Source organism: Rossellomorea sp. DUT-2, from assembly GCF_052665285.1.
Genome location: NZ_JBQPEO010000001.1, coordinates 434,924 through 453,911, shown reverse-complemented (window position 1 = coordinate 453,911; position 18,988 = coordinate 434,924). Strand labels below are relative to the sequence as shown.

The 18,988-nt window shown below is 39.7% G+C and carries 22 protein-coding genes; 7 read left to right on the top strand and 15 right to left on the bottom strand.

Annotated features, from left to right (window positions below; all coding sequences use genetic code 11):
- Positions 1 to 33 precede the first annotated feature (33 nt).
- Entirely contained in the window at positions 34 to 489 is a 456-nt protein-coding gene (locus ACOSV2_RS02350) for a pyridoxamine 5'-phosphate oxidase family protein (RefSeq protein ID WP_428973789.1), read from the bottom strand.
- A 189-nt stretch (positions 490 to 678) separates the two neighbouring features.
- On the opposite strand from ACOSV2_RS02350, the gene ACOSV2_RS02345 reads away from it, so the two are divergent.
- Both ACOSV2_RS02345 and ACOSV2_RS02340 read left to right on the top strand, forming a co-directional pair.
- On the top strand, positions 679 to 879 hold the full coding sequence (locus tag ACOSV2_RS02345) for a YlaI family protein (protein WP_397553898.1): 201 nt from the start codon (positions 679 to 681) through the stop codon (positions 877 to 879).
- A complete protein-coding gene (locus ACOSV2_RS02340; RefSeq protein ID WP_428973788.1) occupies positions 869 to 1,321 on the top strand; it encodes a hypothetical protein in 453 nt (150 codons plus the stop codon). The genes ACOSV2_RS02345 and ACOSV2_RS02340 overlap by 11 nt, the downstream gene beginning before the upstream one ends.
- Before the next feature lie 49 nt (positions 1,322 to 1,370).
- Here ACOSV2_RS02340 and ACOSV2_RS02335 read toward each other — a convergent pair whose 3' ends face one another.
- Both ACOSV2_RS02335 and typA read right to left on the bottom strand, forming a co-directional pair.
- A complete protein-coding gene (locus ACOSV2_RS02335) occupies positions 1,371 to 1,679 on the bottom strand; it encodes a YlaH-like family protein (RefSeq protein ID WP_113968356.1) in 309 nt (102 codons plus the stop codon).
- Positions 1,680 to 1,701: 22 nt separating this feature from the next.
- Complete coding sequence (typA, locus tag ACOSV2_RS02330) at positions 1,702 to 3,540, bottom strand: translational GTPase TypA (protein ID WP_428973787.1); 1,839 nt, start codon at positions 3,538 to 3,540, stop codon at positions 1,702 to 1,704.
- Between the two features lie 288 nt (positions 3,541 to 3,828).
- Between typA and ACOSV2_RS02325 the strand changes: the two genes are divergently transcribed.
- Positions 3,829 to 4,014 carry a YlaF family protein gene (locus ACOSV2_RS02325; RefSeq protein WP_428973786.1) on the top strand — a complete coding sequence of 62 codons (186 nt, stop codon included), beginning with the start codon at positions 3,829 to 3,831 and terminating at the stop codon, positions 4,012 to 4,014.
- A 45-nt stretch (positions 4,015 to 4,059) separates the two neighbouring features.
- Here the strand turns inward: ACOSV2_RS02325 and ACOSV2_RS02320 are convergent, their stop codons facing one another.
- The gene (locus ACOSV2_RS02320; protein WP_428973785.1) at positions 4,060 to 4,857 is read right to left on the bottom strand and encodes an inositol monophosphatase family protein; all 798 of its coding nucleotides are present in this window, start codon (positions 4,855 to 4,857) and stop codon (positions 4,060 to 4,062) included.
- Positions 4,858 to 5,162: 305 nt separating this feature from the next.
- Positions 5,163 to 5,357 carry a hypothetical protein gene (locus tag ACOSV2_RS02315; RefSeq protein ID WP_113968360.1) on the bottom strand — a complete coding sequence of 65 codons (195 nt, stop codon included), beginning with the start codon at positions 5,355 to 5,357 and terminating at the stop codon, positions 5,163 to 5,165.
- A 179-nt stretch (positions 5,358 to 5,536) separates the two neighbouring features.
- Here ACOSV2_RS02315 and ACOSV2_RS02310 point away from each other — a divergent pair, with 179 nt between their 5' ends.
- Positions 5,537 to 6,157: a YktB family protein gene (locus ACOSV2_RS02310; protein WP_113968361.1), complete on the top strand. Its 621-nt coding sequence runs from the start codon at positions 5,537 to 5,539 to the stop codon at positions 6,155 to 6,157.
- Positions 6,158 to 6,222: 65 nt separating this feature from the next.
- On the opposite strand, the gene ACOSV2_RS02305 is transcribed toward ACOSV2_RS02310, so the two are convergent.
- Both ACOSV2_RS02305 and ACOSV2_RS02300 read right to left on the bottom strand, forming a co-directional pair.
- Positions 6,223 to 6,495 carry a UPF0223 family protein gene (locus tag ACOSV2_RS02305; protein WP_113968362.1) on the bottom strand — a complete coding sequence of 91 codons (273 nt, stop codon included), beginning with the start codon at positions 6,493 to 6,495 and terminating at the stop codon, positions 6,223 to 6,225.
- Between the two features lie 31 nt (positions 6,496 to 6,526).
- On the bottom strand, positions 6,527 to 7,483 hold the full coding sequence (locus ACOSV2_RS02300; RefSeq protein ID WP_428973784.1) for an NAD(P)H-dependent flavin oxidoreductase: 957 nt from the start codon (positions 7,481 to 7,483) through the stop codon (positions 6,527 to 6,529).
- Between the two features lie 440 nt (positions 7,484 to 7,923).
- On the opposite strand from ACOSV2_RS02300, the gene ACOSV2_RS02295 reads away from it, so the two are divergent.
- Entirely contained in the window at positions 7,924 to 9,393 is a 1,470-nt protein-coding gene (locus ACOSV2_RS02295) for an aminotransferase class I/II-fold pyridoxal phosphate-dependent enzyme (protein WP_428973783.1), read from the top strand.
- A 95-nt stretch (positions 9,394 to 9,488) separates the two neighbouring features.
- Here the strand turns inward: ACOSV2_RS02295 and ACOSV2_RS02290 are convergent, their stop codons facing one another.
- From ACOSV2_RS02290 to ACOSV2_RS02280, 3 genes are all read right to left on the bottom strand, one after another.
- On the bottom strand, positions 9,489 to 9,608 hold the full coding sequence (locus ACOSV2_RS02290; protein WP_148968604.1) for a GapA-binding peptide SR1P: 120 nt from the start codon (positions 9,606 to 9,608) through the stop codon (positions 9,489 to 9,491).
- Positions 9,609 to 9,884: 276 nt separating this feature from the next.
- Positions 9,885 to 10,724, bottom strand: coding sequence for a polysaccharide deacetylase family protein (locus ACOSV2_RS02285; RefSeq protein ID WP_428973782.1), 840 nt, complete (start codon positions 10,722 to 10,724; stop codon positions 9,885 to 9,887).
- A gap of 65 nt (positions 10,725 to 10,789) precedes the next feature.
- Positions 10,790 to 11,038, bottom strand: a complete 249-nt coding sequence (locus tag ACOSV2_RS02280; protein WP_397553890.1) for a hypothetical protein — start codon at positions 11,036 to 11,038, stop codon at positions 10,790 to 10,792.
- A 300-nt stretch (positions 11,039 to 11,338) separates the two neighbouring features.
- On the opposite strand from ACOSV2_RS02280, the gene ACOSV2_RS02275 reads away from it, so the two are divergent.
- Positions 11,339 to 11,734 (top strand): hypothetical protein, encoded by a 396-nt coding sequence (locus tag ACOSV2_RS02275; RefSeq protein ID WP_428973781.1) that lies wholly within the window; start codon positions 11,339 to 11,341, stop codon positions 11,732 to 11,734.
- Between the two features lie 111 nt (positions 11,735 to 11,845).
- Here the strand turns inward: ACOSV2_RS02275 and lpdA are convergent, their stop codons facing one another.
- From lpdA to ACOSV2_RS02250, 5 genes are all read right to left on the bottom strand, one after another.
- Positions 11,846 to 13,255 (bottom strand): dihydrolipoyl dehydrogenase, encoded by a 1,410-nt coding sequence (gene lpdA / locus ACOSV2_RS02270; protein WP_428973780.1) that lies wholly within the window; start codon positions 13,253 to 13,255, stop codon positions 11,846 to 11,848.
- Between the two features lie 4 nt (positions 13,256 to 13,259).
- Positions 13,260 to 14,621 (bottom strand): dihydrolipoamide acetyltransferase family protein, encoded by a 1,362-nt coding sequence (locus ACOSV2_RS02265; protein WP_428973779.1) that lies wholly within the window; start codon positions 14,619 to 14,621, stop codon positions 13,260 to 13,262.
- A 157-nt stretch (positions 14,622 to 14,778) separates the two neighbouring features.
- A complete protein-coding gene (locus ACOSV2_RS02260; RefSeq protein ID WP_113968371.1) occupies positions 14,779 to 15,756 on the bottom strand; it encodes an alpha-ketoacid dehydrogenase subunit beta in 978 nt (325 codons plus the stop codon).
- A gap of 3 nt (positions 15,757 to 15,759) precedes the next feature.
- Positions 15,760 to 16,875, bottom strand: a complete 1,116-nt coding sequence (gene pdhA / locus ACOSV2_RS02255; protein ID WP_044337545.1) for a pyruvate dehydrogenase (acetyl-transferring) E1 component subunit alpha — start codon at positions 16,873 to 16,875, stop codon at positions 15,760 to 15,762.
- Positions 16,876 to 17,393: 518 nt separating this feature from the next.
- Complete coding sequence (locus tag ACOSV2_RS02250) at positions 17,394 to 18,053, bottom strand: YkyA family protein (protein ID WP_428973778.1); 660 nt, start codon at positions 18,051 to 18,053, stop codon at positions 17,394 to 17,396.
- 334 nt (positions 18,054 to 18,387) lie between these two features.
- On the opposite strand from ACOSV2_RS02250, the gene def reads away from it, so the two are divergent.
- Complete coding sequence (gene def, locus ACOSV2_RS02245) at positions 18,388 to 18,942, top strand: peptide deformylase (RefSeq protein ID WP_428973777.1); 555 nt, start codon at positions 18,388 to 18,390, stop codon at positions 18,940 to 18,942.
- The last annotated feature ends 46 nt before the right edge of the window (positions 18,943 to 18,988 follow it).

Sequence of the window (18,988 nt, the reverse complement as noted above, 5' to 3'; positions counted from 1 at the left end):
ATATGAGAAAAAGCCATGAAAAAGCTTAGAGTACTAAGCTTTTTTCATGGCTTCAATTACTTGACGGTCCAAACGGTCTGCGGCCGCCTTATCATATGTCTTCACATAAGCAGGTTCTGTCGATATTTTCGATCCATAGAACATGACATCTCTTACTTCATCGATAGCAAGTTTAACAAGAGTCAGCTTTAAAGGCACTCCTACCAGTTTTTCCTCAGAAACCCCTGCTTTTCCGCTTATGGAATAGGTTGATTCATTTGCTATCAGATTCACAACGGCAAGTGGATTGTTCTTTAGATTTGCCACAATCCGGGAGCGCTGATCAACAGCAAATAACAATGTGTGTTCGTCCTTTGCATAAATCCAAGAGATCGCACTTACATTTGGTCCATGCGTTTGGTGATCAATTGTCGCGAGTGTAACAAATTTTTCTGATTGAAGTTCCTCAAAGAGTGCAGGAATCAAGCTGGGTTCCACTTGGTTAGCCATACAATCCCCCCTTATGCAGACTCATTTTTTCTCTGTTAGTGTTTCATTTCATTCGTGATTCACCTTGATTATACTATACCAAATTGTATTGTTAAAAGCATACAGGAAAGTTAAATAAAGCGTTTGACTATACTACATGATATACTAAAAAGACTAGACTTATGATTAGAACAAATTGAGGTGTGATGTATGAGAGTAAAATGTGCTCTATGTGAAGTGATAGAAAGTATTGATGATTATTCCTTACAAGCAAAGAAATTGCGTAACCGGCCCATTCATACCTATATGTGTGATAAGTGTCATGACCGTATTAAAGAAAAGACGGAAGAACGTGTGTCGAGTGGGAATTTCAGGTTTTACCGTTCTCCTCAAGTAGAAGATGACTTTTAGACAAATCCGTTCAGGAACGCTTATTGGTCTTGTTTCCGGTACCTTGTTAGGATTATTTCTAAAATGGATGCAAGTATTAACTGGCATCAAGGTATACGTCCTGTTATTGAATGTGGATTTCATCCCTGGGTTCGGTAATAAAGACCTGCCTGAATGGATGGAGTTTTTGTTCCACTTGGTTATTTCATGTGTGATCGGGGTAGTGTTCGTGTACTTGATGGAAAGGCTGAAAGTTTCTAGTAGTGGCTCTTGGCTTCTCTCCCTTGTGCTGACAGTCCCGACTGTGTTTCTGTATTTCCCTCTTTCGTACCTGGCAATTAAAGATGTACCCGGTTTAATGTATGGTGAGGCAATTTTCTTATGGACAGCTGGACATATGCTCTATGCTCTGTCTTTACCCCCACTATATCATCTATCTTCTGCACGAGGTTCATCCACATAACGAAAAAAAGCTGTAGTCTCATCCATTAGAGACTACAGCTTTTTTCAGCTTAAAACGTGCCTTTTTTCTTCTCGTTCGTTAGTCGAATCTTATAGATCACTAAGATAAGAGCTGCAACGACCAGACCTTCTGCTACTGGTAAAAAGATACCCAGAAACGTTAATACGGTACATCCCAGAATAAGAAAAGAATAAATCAATATTGATTTCATCACCGGCAGTTTCTTCGCAAAACCGAGCTTATATACTAAGATTGAGAGCCCTACTATGGTTATATATAGCAACCACATACCCATTTCCGCGTTCTGATCAACACGATAAAGGGATGCGAAAAAGGACAAACGCTCAGTTACATCCATTTCCTACTCCCCCTCACTTAGTTTATTGAGACACCTTGCTCTTCTTTTCTGCTCTTTCACGTTCATTCTTATCAAGAATCTTTTTACGAAGACGGATCGATTCAGGAGTTACCTCACAATACTCATCATCGTTTAGATATTCAAGAGATTCTTCTAAAGTCATAATTCTTGCCTTTTTAATGGTTACGGTTTGATCCTTGTTAGCCGAACGAACGTTTGTCGCTTGTTTAAGCTTTGTGATATTAACGGTAATATCATTTTCTCTTGTATGTTCCCCAACAATCATTCCACCATAAATTTCTGTACCGGATTCAACGAAGATAATACCGCGATCTTCCACTTGCATAATTCCGTATTGTGATGCTTTCCCTGTTTCCATAGAAACAAGTACACCTTGACGACGTCCGCCAACGCGTCCTTTTTGCAGGGGCTGATAGCCGTCGAATGTGTGGTTGATGATTCCATATCCACGAGTAAGAGTCATAAACTCCGTTGAATAACCGATTAATCCACGTGCAGGAACCATAAACATTAAACGGACCTGTCCGTTACCGTTGTTTACCATATCCAGCATTTCGCCTTTACGTTGACCAAGTGATTCGATTACCCCGCCCATGTATTCTTCAGGGATGTCAATTTGAACACGTTCTACAGGCTCACTCTTCACGCCATCGACTTCTTTAATGATAACCTGTGGTTTAGATACCTGTAATTCGTAGCCTTCACGACGCATGTTTTCAATGAGGATGGAAAGGTGAAGCTCTCCACGACCTGAAACCGTCCATGCATCAGGTGAATCTGTTGGCTCAACACGTAAACTTACATCCGTTTGAAGCTGAGCCAATAAACGTTCTTCAATTTTTCTTGAAGTAACAAATTTACCTTCTCTACCCGCAAATGGACTGTTGTTGACCAAGAATGTCATTTGAAGTGTAGGCTCGTCAATACGAAGAACAGGAAGTTGATCCTGATGTTCAACAGGACAAACCGTTTCACCGACATTAATATCTTCCATTCCGGAAACAGCGATTAAATCACCCGCTTTTGCTTCTTGGATTTCTTCACGTTTTAATCCGAAGAAACCGAAGATTTTTGTTACACGGAATTGTTTAACAGAACCGTCAAGCTTCATTAATGCTACCTGTTGGCCAACCTTCATTGTCCCTCTGAATACACGTCCGATTCCGATTCGACCAACGTAATCATTGTAATCGAGCAATGCAACTTGGAATTGCAGTGGATCATCAGAGTTGTCTACTGGTGCAGGAATATGCTCAATGATTGAATCGTATAAACACTGCATGTTTTCATCTTGTTTTTCCGGATCCGGATCTGTACTTGCTGTACCGTTGATAGCAGAAGCATAGACAACCGGGAATTCCAGCTGTTCATCATTTGCATCCAGTTCAATGAATAATTCCAGAACTTCATCGATTACTTCTTCCGGACGTGCTGAAGGCTTGTCAATTTTATTTACGACTACGATAGGTGTAAGGTTTTGCTCAAGTGCTTTCTTAAGGACGAAACGAGTCTGAGGCATACAGCCTTCATACGCATCTACTACTAGTAAAACACCATCTACCATTTTCATGATACGTTCAACTTCTCCACCGAAGTCAGCATGTCCTGGTGTATCAAGAATGTTGATACGAGAATCTTTATATTGAATCGCCGTATTTTTCGCTAAGATCGTAATACCGCGTTCTCTTTCCAAATCATTTGAATCCATCGCGCGTTCAGAAACTGTTTCATTTTCGCGGAAGATTCCAGATTGCTTTAAAAGCTCGTCTACTAATGTCGTTTTCCCGTGGTCAACGTGAGCAATAATAGCAATATTTCTAAGGTCATTTCTTAATTTCATATTTCCACTCCTGAATATTGGATTTCTTTATACTATTAAAGATAATATATTTCAGTTCAACTAGACCATTATATCACAGCATATAGAAAAGCCCTAATAAATATTTCATAAAGCCTTTTCTTCCCACTAAAAGTTTCCATAATTAATTCAATCACATCGAGATACCTCTTTGTCTACTCTACCCATTGCACATTATCGAATTGATAGGTAAAATTTAATTGGAAGAGCTATTATGGTTTTAATCTAATGAGGAAAATTATTTTTTTCATGTTATTTGGAGGTTTTTTCTTGGAGAATATTAAATGGATTTTTGTATTATTTTCTATATTAGCGGCTGTTTCTCTAATGGGAATCGCAATTTCAATCAGTTTACAGAGCATCCTGCTTGCTATTGTCAGTTTCATTTTTCTATTTATAGTGATGGGATTCGGTTTCAAGACAAAGAAGAAATATCGTGATGAAGGACGATTGTAGATTAAAAAGGGGAGACGAAGCAATGAAATTGCCCGTCTCCCTTCTTTATTTGTTTCGTTCAAGATAGTCAGTCAAGATGGTTTGGTGCAGTCCGGGCTTTCCTACAAACAGCGAGCTTTTATTCAACGGATCTAGGGGATCCCCCTTAAGATCAGTTACAATTCCCCCAACCTCTTCAATCATAATTTTCCCAGCTGCAAAATCCCATGGAGCCAGGCGCATTGTTAAGTAAGCATCCAATCTACCTGAAGCGACATAAGCCAATTCAATCGCAGCTGATCCATAGGACCGTGTTCCCCTTACATCCTTCACGAGTGGTTCAAGAATTGTTCGGTCAATCCGTTTATTCTCCGTCACCCACAGTGCATTTAATGCTACAATGGCATCTTGAACCGGAACTGGATCAAGCTCCGGCAGCTTCACATCATTCATATAAGCTCCGTGTCCTTTATTTGCAAAATATAGCTCATCATGGACGACATCATATATGTATCCCAATTTACCTTCTTCTCCATCATAGATGCCGATAGAGATGGCAAAATTTCGCTGTTGATGAACAAAATTCATCGTTCCATCGATTGGGTCGATTATCCACGTGATACCTGATAACTCCTTAAAGTCATCGCCATATCCTTCTTCACCGAGGATTTGATGATCCGGGTACGTATTACGGATATTTTCAGTAAAGAAATGTTCTGTCGCTTCATCCATATCGGTTACCAAATCGTTTCGATTAGACTTCGTTTTTATATTCAATTCTGTCTTGAATGATTGACGAATTCTTTCTCCGGCTTCCCGTATCCACGATCTAACATTGTGATCTAATTCCGTCCAATTTGTCATTGATCATTAGCCTCCAATTTATGTAACGAAAATCTTATTACTAATATGGTCGTTTTCATTAAATACGACTCATAATCATCCTTTAAACAAGAGCCATAATTTACTACTGCTCCCTTAGCTAAATAGCTTAATGGAAATTAAAGGCTGTTTCAAGTTATTCACCTTGTACTGCAGTATTAGACTGATCATAATCACAGGTCTTTATTAATACCCACAAAAAAGCGAACTCTCTATGCCTATGAGCTCGCCGTTCAACAGTTGAATTTTGACAATATACTTTATACCCACTAGAAAGGATTAAAGCTTTATAAGGCCTTCATTTTCATTAGTTCTTCCCGAATACTCATGAGTTTCTGTTTGGACTTGGTCTGGGTTTCTTTATTCTTCATTTGAATTGCTTCGAACAATACAGCTAATTCATAATCCATTTCAAGTCTTAATACATTCATTCTTTGCTGCTGGACATCGCGTTTTTTAGAAGTGTTCATTACTTGTTTCATGGCCATACACCCCTTCCGAGTTTTCGATTTATCTGATTGTTCTGATAATATTTACTACATGTTATGAAGTATCATCCAATCTTGTAACTAAAATGTGCAGTCACCCATAGATAAATCAATTCACTACAAGCTTGTACCTCATTATGTTAAGATATTGGTGGTTATAAGGAGGATACAACATGAAATTTAATGGTTTCACGCAAGAAGATTTCCAAGTTTTCACGATTAATGGGTTAGAAGATCGAATGACTGCCATCCAAGAACAGATCAGACCCAAACTTGATTATTTAGGCGATCATTTCGCACCCACTTTAAGCGCATTAACAGGGACGGAGATGTTTTACCATGTGGCTAAACATGCACGTCGATCGGTTAACCCTCCTGATGATACCTGGGTTGCGTTCGCGAACAACAAACGGGGTTATAAAAAGCATCCACATTTTCAGATAGGTTTATGGGAAACCCATGTTTTTATCTGGTTCGCTATGATCTATGAAGCCCCAAATAAAGTTGAATTCGGTAAAAAAGTTGAAGAAAATGCAGATAAGATAAGATCAATGATCCCTGGTCACTTTGTTTGGTCCGGAGACCATACAAAGCCGGATGCCACTCCTTTTTCTTCCATGTCACAAGATGAATTCATCGCTTTAAGTGAAAGAGTACAGAATGTTAAAAAAGCTGAGCTTCTATGCGGACTTCATCTGGACCGGGATACAGCTGTCAAGCTGAATGGTGATGAATTCATCCAAGAAGTTAACAGTGCCTTTGAAACACTTTTACCCCTTTATAAAATGAACTAAACCATATCACTGTTGGGAAAAATGCAGAAAGAACGACTGCCAAAAAAGGCAGTCGTTCTATTCGTTTAGTTCATTGAAATTTTGTCAGACTCCTGAAGCTCCTTCATCTTCTTTACCACACGATAGGAGGAATAGCCACTGGATTCTTCAAATTCATTGCATATTCTCTTTTCATCTGCTTTACCGGGGACGATTTCTTTAAAACGCTTATACCGATTCATAAGGTCATCTCTAGAGACACCTTTTTCATAAGCTTTCTCGATTGCTTCGAAAAAGGCAATAACGTCGATGACTTCTTCTGTTGACCAGTCTATATCAAAAGGATATTGATATTCCATTGTTTACAACAACTCCTTGAATGATGATGTGTTAATTCCATTTCTTCCGGATGCCCTCTGCTTGAGAGATCATTCGTTGAATGAGATTTTTAACTGATGGGACGTCATTGATCAACCCCATCACTTGTCCTGCCCACGCAAACCCTGCGTCTACTTCCCCATCGTAAATGTATCGTTTATTGGCTTCACCGCTTATGTATGCTTTTAATCCTTCATAGCCAGCGTTCGATGTTTCAGCAGCCAGTATCTGTTTGGTCCAAGAGTTTGAAATGGCCCTTGCCGGTGCTCCTAAAGACCGTTTGATGACTACTGTACCATTCTCGTCCCCTTCAATCAAGGTACGCTTATAAACTTCAGAAGCATGTACACATTCCTTTGTAGCAATAAATCTCGTACCCATCTCAACTCCCTCTGCACCAAAGCTGAGAGCAGCCATCAATCCCCTTCCGTCCCCAACACCTCCGGAAGCAATGACCGGAATGGAAACAGCGTCCACCACTCCGGGAATCAAGACGAATGTTCCAATATCATCTTTCCCCAGGTGACCTCCTCCTTCTTGACCAACAACCATCACTGCATCCGCACCCAGCTCTTCCGCCTTGATTGCCTGTCTTTTCGAGGCGACCAATACAAGCTTAACTATGTCCATTCCCTGGAGTTGCTGAAACAGGGGAGTCGGGTTCCCTCCTGTAACGGAAACGACCGGCACCTTCTCTTCAATGGCAACGTCAACAAACTCGCTAAAGGGGCGTCCATGTTGACCTATGGCAAAGTTCACCCCGAAAGGTTTATCTGTTAATGACCTTACCTTTAGAATTTCTTCTCGTAACTGTTCAGGATTGTCTAAAGACATGGCAGTGATCTGGCCAAGACCACCCGCATTCGACACCGCCGCTGCCAGCTCTGCATACGCCAGATGTGCAAGCCCTCCTTGTATAATTGGATATTGAATGTTTAATAACTCTGTTACCCTCGTATTCCAATTCAATTGAATCCCTCCATTCACTGAACTATTCTCGGTAAAGGAGGGAAAATCCTTTTCTTATTGGGAGTATTACAAAAAAGAGAGACTGAAAGGCAGTATGATCTATGGCGATAAAATATATATGGGTAGTATGGATTTTGGCTCATTCGGGCGAAACACCCGTTTCACCCGCCTTTCAGCTATGCTGAAAGGTCGTCCGGTGGTAGAGAACGGAAATGAGCCAAAAACCATTGGATACTTGTCCTAAATATGCGCTATTGAAACAAAATAACAATGGATGGCCATATGCCACTATGCAAAGATTTTCTTAAGTGCTATAATTCATTTGTTTGTTGAAAATATAGTGAGAAAAGTTATGAAATCATGAGCAAGATCTTATATAATAATAACTTTAGTGTGGCTATATAATTTGCTATTAAGAATATAAAGAGGTGTTGAATGAATTGTCTCAGAATGAAACGCCGTTATTTTCCGGCTTAATTGAACATAGTAAAAAAAACCCTGTCCAATTTCACATTCCCGGTCATAAAAAAGGTGCAGGTATGGATCCTGAGTTTAAGGATTTCATTGGAGAAAATGCCCTTTCCATCGATTTGATTAACATTGGTCCTTTAGATGATTTACATCAGCCTAAGGGGATGATAAAAAAAGCTCAAGACCTTGCAGCCGAAGCGTTTGGTGCCGATCATACCTTCTTCTCTGTACAAGGAACGAGTGGTGCCATCATGACAATGGTCATGAGTGTATGTGGCCCTGGAGACAAGATCATTGTACCCAGGAACGTCCATAAATCCGTCATGTCTGCCATTGTATTCTCAGGAGCCACTCCGATCTTTATCCACCCGGATATTGATGAAGACCTGGGTATCTCTCACGGAATCACAACAGATGCAGTAGCAAAAGCATTGGAACAAAACCCGGATGCCAAAGGTGTTCTGGTCATCAATCCTACTTATTTCGGAATTTCTGCAGATCTCAAAAAGATTGTAGAAATCGCTCACTCGTATAATGTTCCAGTACTTGTGGATGAAGCTCATGGCGTTCATATACATTTCCATGACGAGCTCCCCCTTTCAGCAATGCAGGCGGGTGCAGATTTAGCGGCTACCAGCGTACACAAACTTGGCGGCTCTATGACTCAGAGCTCTGTCCTTAATATGAAAGAAGGACTTGTTTCATCGAAACGGGTACAAACGATTTTAAGTATGCTGACGACCACTTCAACTTCCTACTTATTACTGGCTTCCCTCGATGTTGCCAGAAAACGTCTGGCCACCGAAGGTCGTGAGCTCATCACCAAGACGATTGAACTGTCACAGGATATGAGAAGACAGATCAACGAAATTGACGGTTTATACTGTGTAGGAAAAGAGATCCTTGGAACGAAAGCCACCTATGCCTATGATCCAACAAAGTTGATTGTGTCCGTGAAAGATTTAGGGATCAGTGGATTTGATGCTGAGAAGTGGCTGCGGGAAGCTCATAACATTGAGGTTGAGATGTCTGATCTTTATAACATCCTTTGCATCATCACTCCTGGTGACACCGAGGTTGAGGGAAATCAGTTGGTCATGGCTTTAAAAGAGCTTGTGACGAGTCTCAAGAAACAGGGAGAAATGATACCTGTTAAAGTCATGCTCCCTGATATACCTGTTCTCTCCATTACTCCCCGGGATGCTTTTTACGCAGATACCGAGGTCATTCCGATTGATGAATCCGTCGGGAGGACAATCGCTGAATTCATTATGGTTTATCCTCCGGGAATTCCGATTTTCATTCCTGGTGAGATCATCACACAGGAAAACATCAACTATATTAAAACCAATATAGAAGCAGGTCTTCCTGTACAGGGACCTGAAGATTATGATTTGCGTCACTTGAGAGTCATAAAAGAGCATAGAGCGATCAGGTAACAAAAAAAGGATGAAGAAGGCCCCACCCTTCTTCATCCTTTTATTTATAAGAACCCCTTTAAGACACTTTCACTCCCCGCTCCCCTTGGCAGGTATCAGTCGTCTAATTCTTTATCGTCGTTGCAATCACAGCAGTTAGAGAATAAAACAGAAACCTTCTCATCCTCATAGTGATCGATAGTGTTAAGGCATGATTGACATACAATTGTTCCCATCTTTTTTCCTCTCCTTCACGTTGTTTTTTGTAAACGCTTTATCTTATCTGCTTCTATAATAATATAACACATTTAAAATATCAAGCCTAATTTGTATAACATATTTAACTTTTTATCCTCTTAATCAATCATACTATTAAACATTAAACTATATGTAAGTGTTTTCGTTAACATACCTGATTTTTAATTGATTTTTTTGCTCAACAGTCTTTGGATGGGGAAGAACAAATAAAAAAACTGCGCGAAAGAAGGCTTCTTTCACGCAGCTTACTAGCATTATTCAGCGGTCTTTATTCTATTTGGATCCAAGGTTTCATACCCCTTATCCCGCAGGCCCTTTACAATATCGGATAAACCCTCGCTCGTCCACGTGCGATCATGCATGAGCAGGTTTGCCCCATCATTCAGGTAAGGGCTGTTAACCATAATATCGGTGATTGCTTCTTTGTTCTGATATTGCTTTTCCCAATCATATCCGTATGTCCAGTTCATTAGTGACATCTTTTCTTCTGCTGCAATTTGTCGGCTATAGTCAGTATTCTGACCAAATGGAGCCCTGAAGAACTTAGGTCGTTCCCCAATGATGGATTCAATAAGATCATTCAGTGACACAATTTCTTCTTTTTGTTTTTCAGGAGAGATTTCTTTCAGACTGCTGTGACTAAATGTGTGATTACCAATCGCAAATCCCATATCATGAATCTTTTTTAAAGTCTCTTTTTCTTCTGGTGTATCAAGAAAATGACCATTAACAAAGAAGATAGCCGGAGCATTCAGTGCTTTGAGATCATTTGCCATCTGTAAGGCATGTTGATCCGGTGCATCATCGATCGTAAGGAGGACCACTTTTGGATTTGCATCACCTATAGGATTAATGCTCCAATTGTTTTCATTGATCTTATAATCCTTTGATTGAACTACCTCTTCTGATGGCTCAGATGTTTCTTCTTGCTCAGTATCATTTTTTGGTGAAGCGGTACCCTCACTTGTCTTCTTGTTCTCTTTATCCACTTCAGTCTGCTCAGGCTTCTTGGCTTCTTCATTTGTGGTAGTTGATTCACTCGAGCATCCTGTTAATAGTAGTAGAGTTAATCCAGTTGCTAAAATCTTTTTCATGTCTATCACCTTTCCGTATTCACTTTGAATATTTTAACATATTCTTAAGCGAATCTGGGAAAGAATTAAAATATTTCCAGTATATTTTCAAATACTACTTTGAAGGCAAAAAAGCATGTTAAACTGAACGACGTAATAAACAAGGTCAGCTTTCTTGACTGAACGATTTTCTTCGCAGCAATAAACGCCAAGTAAAAAAATATAACAAACATGATCCACTTATATTCTAAATGATCCTTATCGGACATCCATTCAGCTATATAAAAAACACTCCATAAAATCATTTGTACCAAAAAAGCAATATACGATTTCATGTTCATTACATCCTTTAAATGATTTATTTTAAACTTCCTTCTTTTTATTTACCCCTATTCATGGATTGAAACCTAAAGATTATTTGATAAACGCAAGGAGCAGCCTTCGATCATCGTATTATTATAGTATATTCTTTTAAGATTACTTTCATTATGTATGTCTTTTCAATTATGTAACATTTCAATGACTTGACCCTTTAATGATTTTCCTTATGATAAAATGTGACGTAAGAACGGTTCAAAAGTCATTTATTTACAAATCCAAAGTTCATAGCATCGTTTAAGAAAAGAGGATGTTGTATGAAACATATACTCGCTTTAGCAATACTAATCATTTCCACTATGTTGTTTTTGACTTCATGTGATTATATTTCTTCCAACAAAGTTGTTTTAGCAGAAGATCAGTTTATAGAAAAACAGGTTATCTTTTTTACCGATGAACGAAACGTTTCTAAAGAAATACCCTACTACGATGCAATCATTGAACTGAAAAAACAGTACCCTGATAGCCTTAAACGATTAAAGGTAGTGAGCCTTAATAACGAAGCACCCAATAAAATAGCAGATTCTCCCCCGACTTCACCAGCAATCGTTGTGGTAGAAAACAATCAGATCATATGTAAAGTGGAAGGCGATATTACTAAAGAAGACATAATAATACCCGTTTCAAGCGCAATCGAAAGTTGGGATCAATAACTTCGTGAAAAAAAGGGATTGAAGCAAAAAACGCTTCAATCCCTTTTTTAATAGCACCAAATAGTAAAAGGAGTATCCCGGCAAACCGGGATACTCCTTAATTAACTTATATTATTTTACAATGTGAATCGGGCTTCCCATAGCAACTTCTGCTGCTTCCATGGAAATCTCACCTAGTGTTGGGTGAGCATGAATAGTCATTGCAACGTCTTCAGCTGTCATACCGGATTCAATAGCAAGTCCAAGTTCAGCAATCATATCTGATGCTCCTGCACCAACAATTTGTGCTCCGATAATTAAACCGTCTTCTTTACGAGTTATAAGCTTCATGAATCCATCTGTAGCATTAAGTGCCAATGCACGGCCATTAGCCGCGAATGGGAATTTAGCAGCGATTACTTCGATGCCTTCTTCTTTCGCTTGAGCTTCAGAATAACCTACTGTAGCTAATTCCGGATCTGTGAAGCACACAGCTGGAATACCAAGGTAGTCGATTTCTGCTGGTTCACCAGAGATGACTTCAGCAGCAATTTTACCTTCGTAAGAAGCTTTGTGAGCAAGTGGTGGTCCATCTACGATGTCACCGATCGCGAAGATGTTCGGGATGTTCGTGCGGCACTGCTTATCAATTTTGACAACTCCGCGGTCCGTCATCTCGATTCCTACTTCTTCAAGACCGATTTCATCCGTATTCGGGCGACGACCTACCGTTACTAGAACGTAATCAGCTTCAACAGATTTTTCTTCGCCTTTTACTTCATATTTAACGACAACGCCGCTGTCACTTTCTTCAACGCCTTTAGCCATGGCCTTGGTAACAACCTCTACGCCTTTTTTCTTAAGATCTTTTTTCACAATTGCTGTCATTTGCTTTTCGAATCCGCTAAGAATATCGTCAGCACCTTCTAAAATTGTTACTTCTGATCCAAGATTTGCGTAAGCAGTTCCAAGCTCAGTTCCGATGTAACCTCCACCGATTACAACAAGCTTGCTTGGGATCTCTTCTAATGCAAGAGCACCTGTAGAATCAAGTACGCGTTTTGAGAACTTGAAGCTTGGGATTTCAATTGGGCGTGAACCTGTTGCAAGGATCAAGTTGTTGAACTTGTATGTTTGGGCAGAGTTATCATCCATCACACGAAGTGTATTAGCGTCTACAAGATAAGCTTCACCACGAACGATTTCTGCTTTGTTTCCTTTAAGAAGACCTTCAACACCGCCAGTTAATTTCTTAACAACGCCAGCTTTCCACTCTTGAACCTTATCAAAGTTCACTTTTACGTTTTCAGCAATAATACCCATGTCATCAGAATGTTGAGCATTGTGAAAACGGTGACCCGCTGTGATCAAAGCTTTAGATGGGATACAACCAACGTTTAAGCATACTCCACCTAAATTTTCTTTTTCAATGATTGTTACTTTTTGTCCCAGTTGTGCTGCACGGATTGCAGCTACATATCCTCCAGGACCTGAACCGACTACTATCGTATCTGTTTCAATTGGGAAATCTCCTACTACCATTGTATTACGCCTCCATTAATAATAATTCTGGATCGTTCAACAAACGCTTGATATGGTTAAGTGCATGTTGAGCAGTAGCTCCGTCGATCATACGGTGATCGAAGCTCAATGATAATGCTAACACAGGTGCTGCTACAATTTCACCATTTTTAACTACAGGTTTTTCTGCAATACGTCCAACTCCAAGAATCGCAACCTCTGGGTGGTTGATGACCGGAGTAAACCATTGTCCACCGGCAGAACCAATATTAGTGATTGTGCATGAAGCACCTTTCATTTCATCACCAGAAAGTTTACCATCACGAGCTTTTCCAGCTAGTTCGTTAATTTCATTTGAAATTGAGAACATAGATTTACGATCAGCATTCTTCACAACAGGTACTAATAGACCTTTGTCAGTATCTGCAGCGATACCAATGTTGTAATAATGTTTTTGAACGATTTCGCTCGTCGAATCATCAATGGATGTGTTTAGTGCAGGGTATTCACGTAAGGCACTTGTTAATGCTTTAACGATGTAAGGTAAGAACGTTAATTTCACACCTTTTTCAGCTGCAACTTCTTTGAACTTCTTACGGTGAGCCCAAAGTTTCGTTACATCGATTTCGTCCATTAATGTTACGTGAGGAGCCGTATGTTTAGAATTCACCATTGCTTTGGCAATTGCTTTACGCATACCACTCATTTTCTCACGAGTTTCAGGATATTCACCCTCTGGAGCTTTTGGTGCAGCCGCTTTAGAATCAGCTTCTGGTGCTTTTTCTTCTGTTTTCGATTTTTCAACAGTTTCAGCCGGCTTAGAATCTCCGCTTAAGAAAGCATCGATATCTTCTTTAACGACACGTCCGTTTTTACCTGAACCTGATACTTGGCGAATTTCCACACCGTTTTCTCTCGCATATTTACGAACGGAAGGCATAGCGATGACACGCTTATTAGGATCAACTTCAGCGTCAGCCTTTTGATTTACACCTTCAGATTTCTCTTCGGCAGCTTCTGGTGACGCTTCTTTCTTAACATCCCCGCCCTGTTCTGCGGTACCTTGAACTTGACCTTCTGTTTTCTCGTCAGCTTTAGGAGCTTCTTTCTTCTCTCCATCGTCTCCTTTGAACTGAAGATCTTCGTAACCAGGAGCATCGAACTTAATCAGTGTATCACCTACAACTGCTACAGTACCTTCGTCAACAAGAAGTTCTTCAACTGTTCCTGCTACCGGAGATGGAATTTCTACTACTGCTTTATCATTTTGGACTTCACATAGTACATCGTCTTCTTCAACTTTATCGCCAGGCTTAACAAACCATTTTACGATTTCACCTTCATGAATACCTTCACCAATGTCTGGTAATTTGAATTCGAATGACATGGATTCTACCTCCTGTATTGAATAATGATTAAAAATAGATGAATGTAAACATTATCTCTGTCTAATTTTCTTATATCTATAATTGGAAAAGAGAAGGGTGGAATGCCCTTCTGTTTTCATTTGAATATTAAGGAGGAGCTTAAATACTCCTTACCCATTAAAAGTTAAGTACTTTTTTCGCCGTTTCAAGAACATCTTTGTGGTTTGGTAACCAGATTGGCTCCGCTTGGGAGAAAGAGTACACTGTATCAGGCGCCGCTACACGAAGTACCGGGGCTTCGAGGCTAAGAATTGCACGGTCATTGATCTCAGCAACAACGTTCGCTGCAATACCGGCTTGTTTTTGAGCCTCTTGAACAACAATGGCACGATTCGTTTTTTCAACAGATGCCATGATTGTATCGATATCCAGTGGGCTGACTGTACGTAAATCGATTACTTCAACTGAATGGCCTTCTTTTTCAAGCTCTTCAGCCGCTTTTAATGATTCGTGTACCATAGCTCCGTAAGTGATGATGGAAAGGTCTGTACCTTCACGTTTCACCTCGGCTTTACCAAGTTCGATCGTGTACTCCTCTTCTGGAACCTCTTGACGGAATGAACGGTATAATTTCATATGTTCTAAGAAAATGACAGGGTCATTATCTCGAATGGATGAAATTAATAAACCTTTAGCGTCGTAAGGTGTTGATGGAATAACAACTTTCAGACCTGGTTGCTGAGCCATCAATCCTTCCAAGCTGTCCGCATGAAGTTCCGGAGTATGTACTCCACCACCGAATGGGGAACGGATTGTGATTGGAGAAGTATACGTTCCACCTGAACGGTAACGCATACGTGCCATTTGTCCACTTACTGAATCCATTACTTCATATACGAAACCGAAGAATTGGATTTCCGGTACTGGACGGTACCCTTCTAATGCTAAACCGATTGCTAAACCACCGATTCCTGATTCTGCTAGTGGAGTATCGAATACACGGTCTTCACCGAATTCTTTCTGAAGTCCTTCCGTTGCACGGAATACACCACCGTTTAAACCTACGTCCTCACCAAAAACTAAAACGTCTTCGTTGTTGCGTAGCTCTGTGCGCAGTGCATCAGTGATCGCTTGAATCATTGTCATTTGCGCCATGGCTTATTTCGACTCCTTTTCTTTGTAGATTTCTAATTGTTCTTTCAAGTTGTAAGGAAGCTCTTCATACATATTGTTAATGAAATCAGTAACTTTTTGTTTAGGAGTTCCATCTGCTTCTTTAATAGCTTGTTTGATATCTTCTTTCGCTTCTTCGATCACTTCGTTTTCTTTCTCTTCACTCCATAATCCTTTACCTTCCAGGAATTTACGGAAACGCACCAATGGATCTTTCTTTTCCCAGTCTGTATCCATTTCTGAAGTACGGTAACGAGTTGGATCATCACCGGCCATTGTATGTGGTCCATAACGGTAGCAAAGTGTTTCGATCAATGAAGGACCTTCACCATTCACAGCACGATTACGAGCCTCTAATGTAGCTGAATACACGGCTAATGGATCCATTCCATCCACTAATATACCAGGGATACCAGCAGCAACTGCTTTTTGAGCAATTGTACGGCCGGCTGTTTGTTTATCACGCGGTGTTGAGATTGCGAACTGGTTGTTTTGAACAACGAAAATCGCTGGAGCTGCGTACGCACCTGCAAAGTTGATTCCTTCGTAGAAATCACCTTGTGAAGATCCACCGTCGCCTGTATATGTAACGGCAACAGCTTTCTTACCACGTTTCTTAAGACCTAATGCCACCCCGGCAGTTTGGATGTATTGAGCACCGATGATGATTTGAGGTGATAATACATTCACTCCTTCTGGAGGCTGATTCCCTTTAAAGTGTCCACGTGAGAATAAGAATGCTTGAGCTAAAGGAAGACCATGCCAAACGATTTGTGGAACATCACGATATCCAGGCAGGATCCAATCTTCCTTCTCCAAAGCAAAGTGAGAAGCAATTTGTGATGCCTCCTGTCCAGCTGTTGGTGCGTAGAAACCTAAACGTCCTTGACGGTTCAGGGAGATTGATCTTTGATCAAGAATACGAGTATAAACCATACGACGCATTAATTCCTGCAGATCCTCATCAGAGATCTCCGGCATTGCGTCTTCGTTTACTACTTCGCCTTCTTCGTTCAAAATTTGGAACATTTCAAACTTGTCTTCAATTTGTTCGAGCGTCTTAACTGCATCGAATTGTGCCTTCTTTGATTTAGAAGCCATCGAAGTCACCTATCCTTTCTTTATACATTTATTTTGGTTTTTTACATACAAAGTTTAGATTACCCAAATTCAGTATGACCTACTACAATACTTGTGGATACACACACTATTACTAGTTTTCCACAAATACCAAGAAAGAAAACCCGAAATTAAATTCGAGCTTATCTGTATCAGTCATATTTTCACAATGACTAATACAATCCATGAATACCTTTACTAGTTTACAATATTGAAATTCAGGAAGTCAACGACAAAGTATTATAAATTCTTGTTTCCAATTGAACCCGAAAATTAGTTCTACCAATTCTTTTCAAAACTGTATCAATACTCATTCAAACCCTGTTATATATAAACAACTAAGACAACTTCATCTGTTATAGAGTAAGGATGCCCCCAATCTCCTATCTTCCATGATGATCTTGTGACCTATTAGGAATGTAGATCATTATTGTAGCCTCCAAAGACAAAAAAAGTGATGGACGAGGAAATTTTCCTCGTCCATCACTTTTTATCATCCTTTATTCTGAATCTTTCACATCAAGCCCGGCGCTTGAATAAAATTTTTGTTTCAGATTATTGAATTCTTCTGTCTTTTTATTATAGTCCTCATTATAATTCACTATTTTTCCATATTGGTCATTAATAGAGGAAATTTGTTTCTCAAGCTCTTCCATTGTAAGTTCTTTCTTTTTGAACATATTATAAAGTTCTTTATCCAGAGACAGCACATCCAGATAAGAAGATGTTAGCTTTTCATGAAGCTGATAACGCTCTTCCATCGTTTTTTTCAGCTTTTCTGCTTCCTTTTTAAGGTCTTGGCTTTCTAACTTATCAACATATTCGTCTGCTTTCGCAAACTCTTCCTCTGCTTCACTCATGGACGTACGTTCTTGATCGATGAATTCTTTTCTTTTTTTGATGTTGTCCAGAGCTTCATCGGAAAGCTTTACAATTTGGTCAAACTCTTTCATCCCAAGATCCATAATCTTAGTATAAATCTCTTTTTCTTTTTCTTCTAATTCTTGAAGAGGTTTTTGAACTTCAACATATTGACCTTCTTTAGATACTGTTTCTTCAAGAACGTTATACATATTCTCTTCGGGTGAAGAACCACCGACACAGCCCATTAGTACAAAGATAGCGGCTCCTAAAATGAAAGCAAAACGAAATTTCGACACAACTAGATCCCCCTTAACTATTTACCACCTTCTACTATATCTATGTCTACAACATTTGACAATAGGGATTTACAACTGTGGAAAAAAATGTCGATTAGACTATTCTTCCTATTAAAATGAATATGTCATTTACCCGGCGAGTATTCCACCTTATAATAAATCTCATTCATTAACTTTTCCGGAGTAAAATGATAGACTATTATCATACATAATAGATAATTTTAATGAATAAAGTAGAGAAGTGATTGATCATCCGGCCCTGTCTGTAAGTGTTCTTTAAAGACATGTTACGCCTTTTCATTCTTATCTCTACCGTACCCGAGGAGGAAAATCAATGATTACGATGAATGACATCATCCGTGAAGGTCACCCTACATTAACAATGGTGGCAAAGGAAGTAGCTATCCCGCCTTCACAAGAAGATCAGGAAACATTAAGAAGCTTGTTAGAGTATGTAGTAAACAGCCAAAATCCTGAAACGGCAAATAAGTATGGGCTTAGACCCGGGATTGGTCTTGCTGCACCTCAAATCAATATTTCTAAGCGGATGTTAGCTGTGAATGTGACAGACAATCAAGGTAAACTATACAGCTATGCTTTATTTAACCCGAAGATTATCAGTCACTCAATCGAGAAAGCTTATTTAACATCAGGTGAAGGATGCTTGTCAGTAGACAGAAATGTCCCCGGATTTGTTCCCCGTTATGCCAGAGTGACGGTAAAAGGGTGGGATGTTGATGGAAACGAAGTGAAGCTGCGTTTAAAGGGACTCCCATCCATCGTGTTCCAACACGAAATCGATCATTTGAATGGGATCATGTTCTACGACCATATCAATCCGAATAATCCTTTCGAGCCGATCCCGGATGCGATTGCCATAGAAAGATAATATAAAAAGACTTCTTCCCATTTTCAGAAGAAGTCTTTTTTGTTAT

Bases quoted from the DNA above. Each gene is read 5' to 3' on its own strand.
- ACOSV2_RS02320 (WP_428973785.1), bottom strand. From the start codon at position 4,857: ATGACAAATTGGACGGAATTAGATCACAATGTTAGATCGTGGATACGG.
- ACOSV2_RS02275 (WP_428973781.1), top strand. From the start codon at position 11,339: ATGAAACATATACTCGCTTTAGCAATACTAATCATTTCCACTATGTTG.
- ACOSV2_RS02265 (WP_428973779.1), bottom strand. From the start codon at position 14,621: ATGTCATTCGAATTCAAATTACCAGACATTGGTGAAGGTATTCATGAA.
- ACOSV2_RS02310 (WP_113968361.1), top strand. From the start codon at position 5,537: ATGAAATTTAATGGTTTCACGCAAGAAGATTTCCAAGTTTTCACGATT.
- pdhA (WP_044337545.1), bottom strand. From the start codon at position 16,875: ATGGCTTCTAAATCAAAGAAGGCACAATTCGATGCAGTTAAGACGCTC.
- ACOSV2_RS02260 (WP_113968371.1), bottom strand. From the start codon at position 15,756: ATGGCGCAAATGACAATGATTCAAGCGATCACTGATGCACTGCGCACA.
- ACOSV2_RS02280 (WP_397553890.1), bottom strand. From the start codon at position 11,038: ATGAAATCGTATATTGCTTTTTTGGTACAAATGATTTTATGGAGTGTT.
- ACOSV2_RS02340 (WP_428973788.1), top strand. From the start codon at position 869: ATGACTTTTAGACAAATCCGTTCAGGAACGCTTATTGGTCTTGTTTCC.
- ACOSV2_RS02290 (WP_148968604.1), bottom strand. From the start codon at position 9,608: ATGGGAACAATTGTATGTCAATCATGCCTTAACACTATCGATCACTAT.
- ACOSV2_RS02335 (WP_113968356.1), bottom strand. From the start codon at position 1,679: ATGGATGTAACTGAGCGTTTGTCCTTTTTCGCATCCCTTTATCGTGTT.
- ACOSV2_RS02345 (WP_397553898.1), top strand. From the start codon at position 679: ATGAGAGTAAAATGTGCTCTATGTGAAGTGATAGAAAGTATTGATGAT.
- typA (WP_428973787.1), bottom strand. From the start codon at position 3,540: ATGAAATTAAGAAATGACCTTAGAAATATTGCTATTATTGCTCACGTT.
- ACOSV2_RS02350 (WP_428973789.1), bottom strand. From the start codon at position 489: ATGGCTAACCAAGTGGAACCCAGCTTGATTCCTGCACTCTTTGAGGAA.
- ACOSV2_RS02285 (WP_428973782.1), bottom strand. From the start codon at position 10,724: ATGAAAAAGATTTTAGCAACTGGATTAACTCTACTACTATTAACAGGA.
- ACOSV2_RS02305 (WP_113968362.1), bottom strand. From the start codon at position 6,495: ATGGAATATCAATATCCTTTTGATATAGACTGGTCAACAGAAGAAGTC.
- lpdA (WP_428973780.1), bottom strand. From the start codon at position 13,255: ATGGTAGTAGGAGATTTCCCAATTGAAACAGATACGATAGTAGTCGGT.
- ACOSV2_RS02315 (WP_113968360.1), bottom strand. From the start codon at position 5,357: ATGAAACAAGTAATGAACACTTCTAAAAAACGCGATGTCCAGCAGCAA.
- def (WP_428973777.1), top strand. From the start codon at position 18,388: ATGATTACGATGAATGACATCATCCGTGAAGGTCACCCTACATTAACA.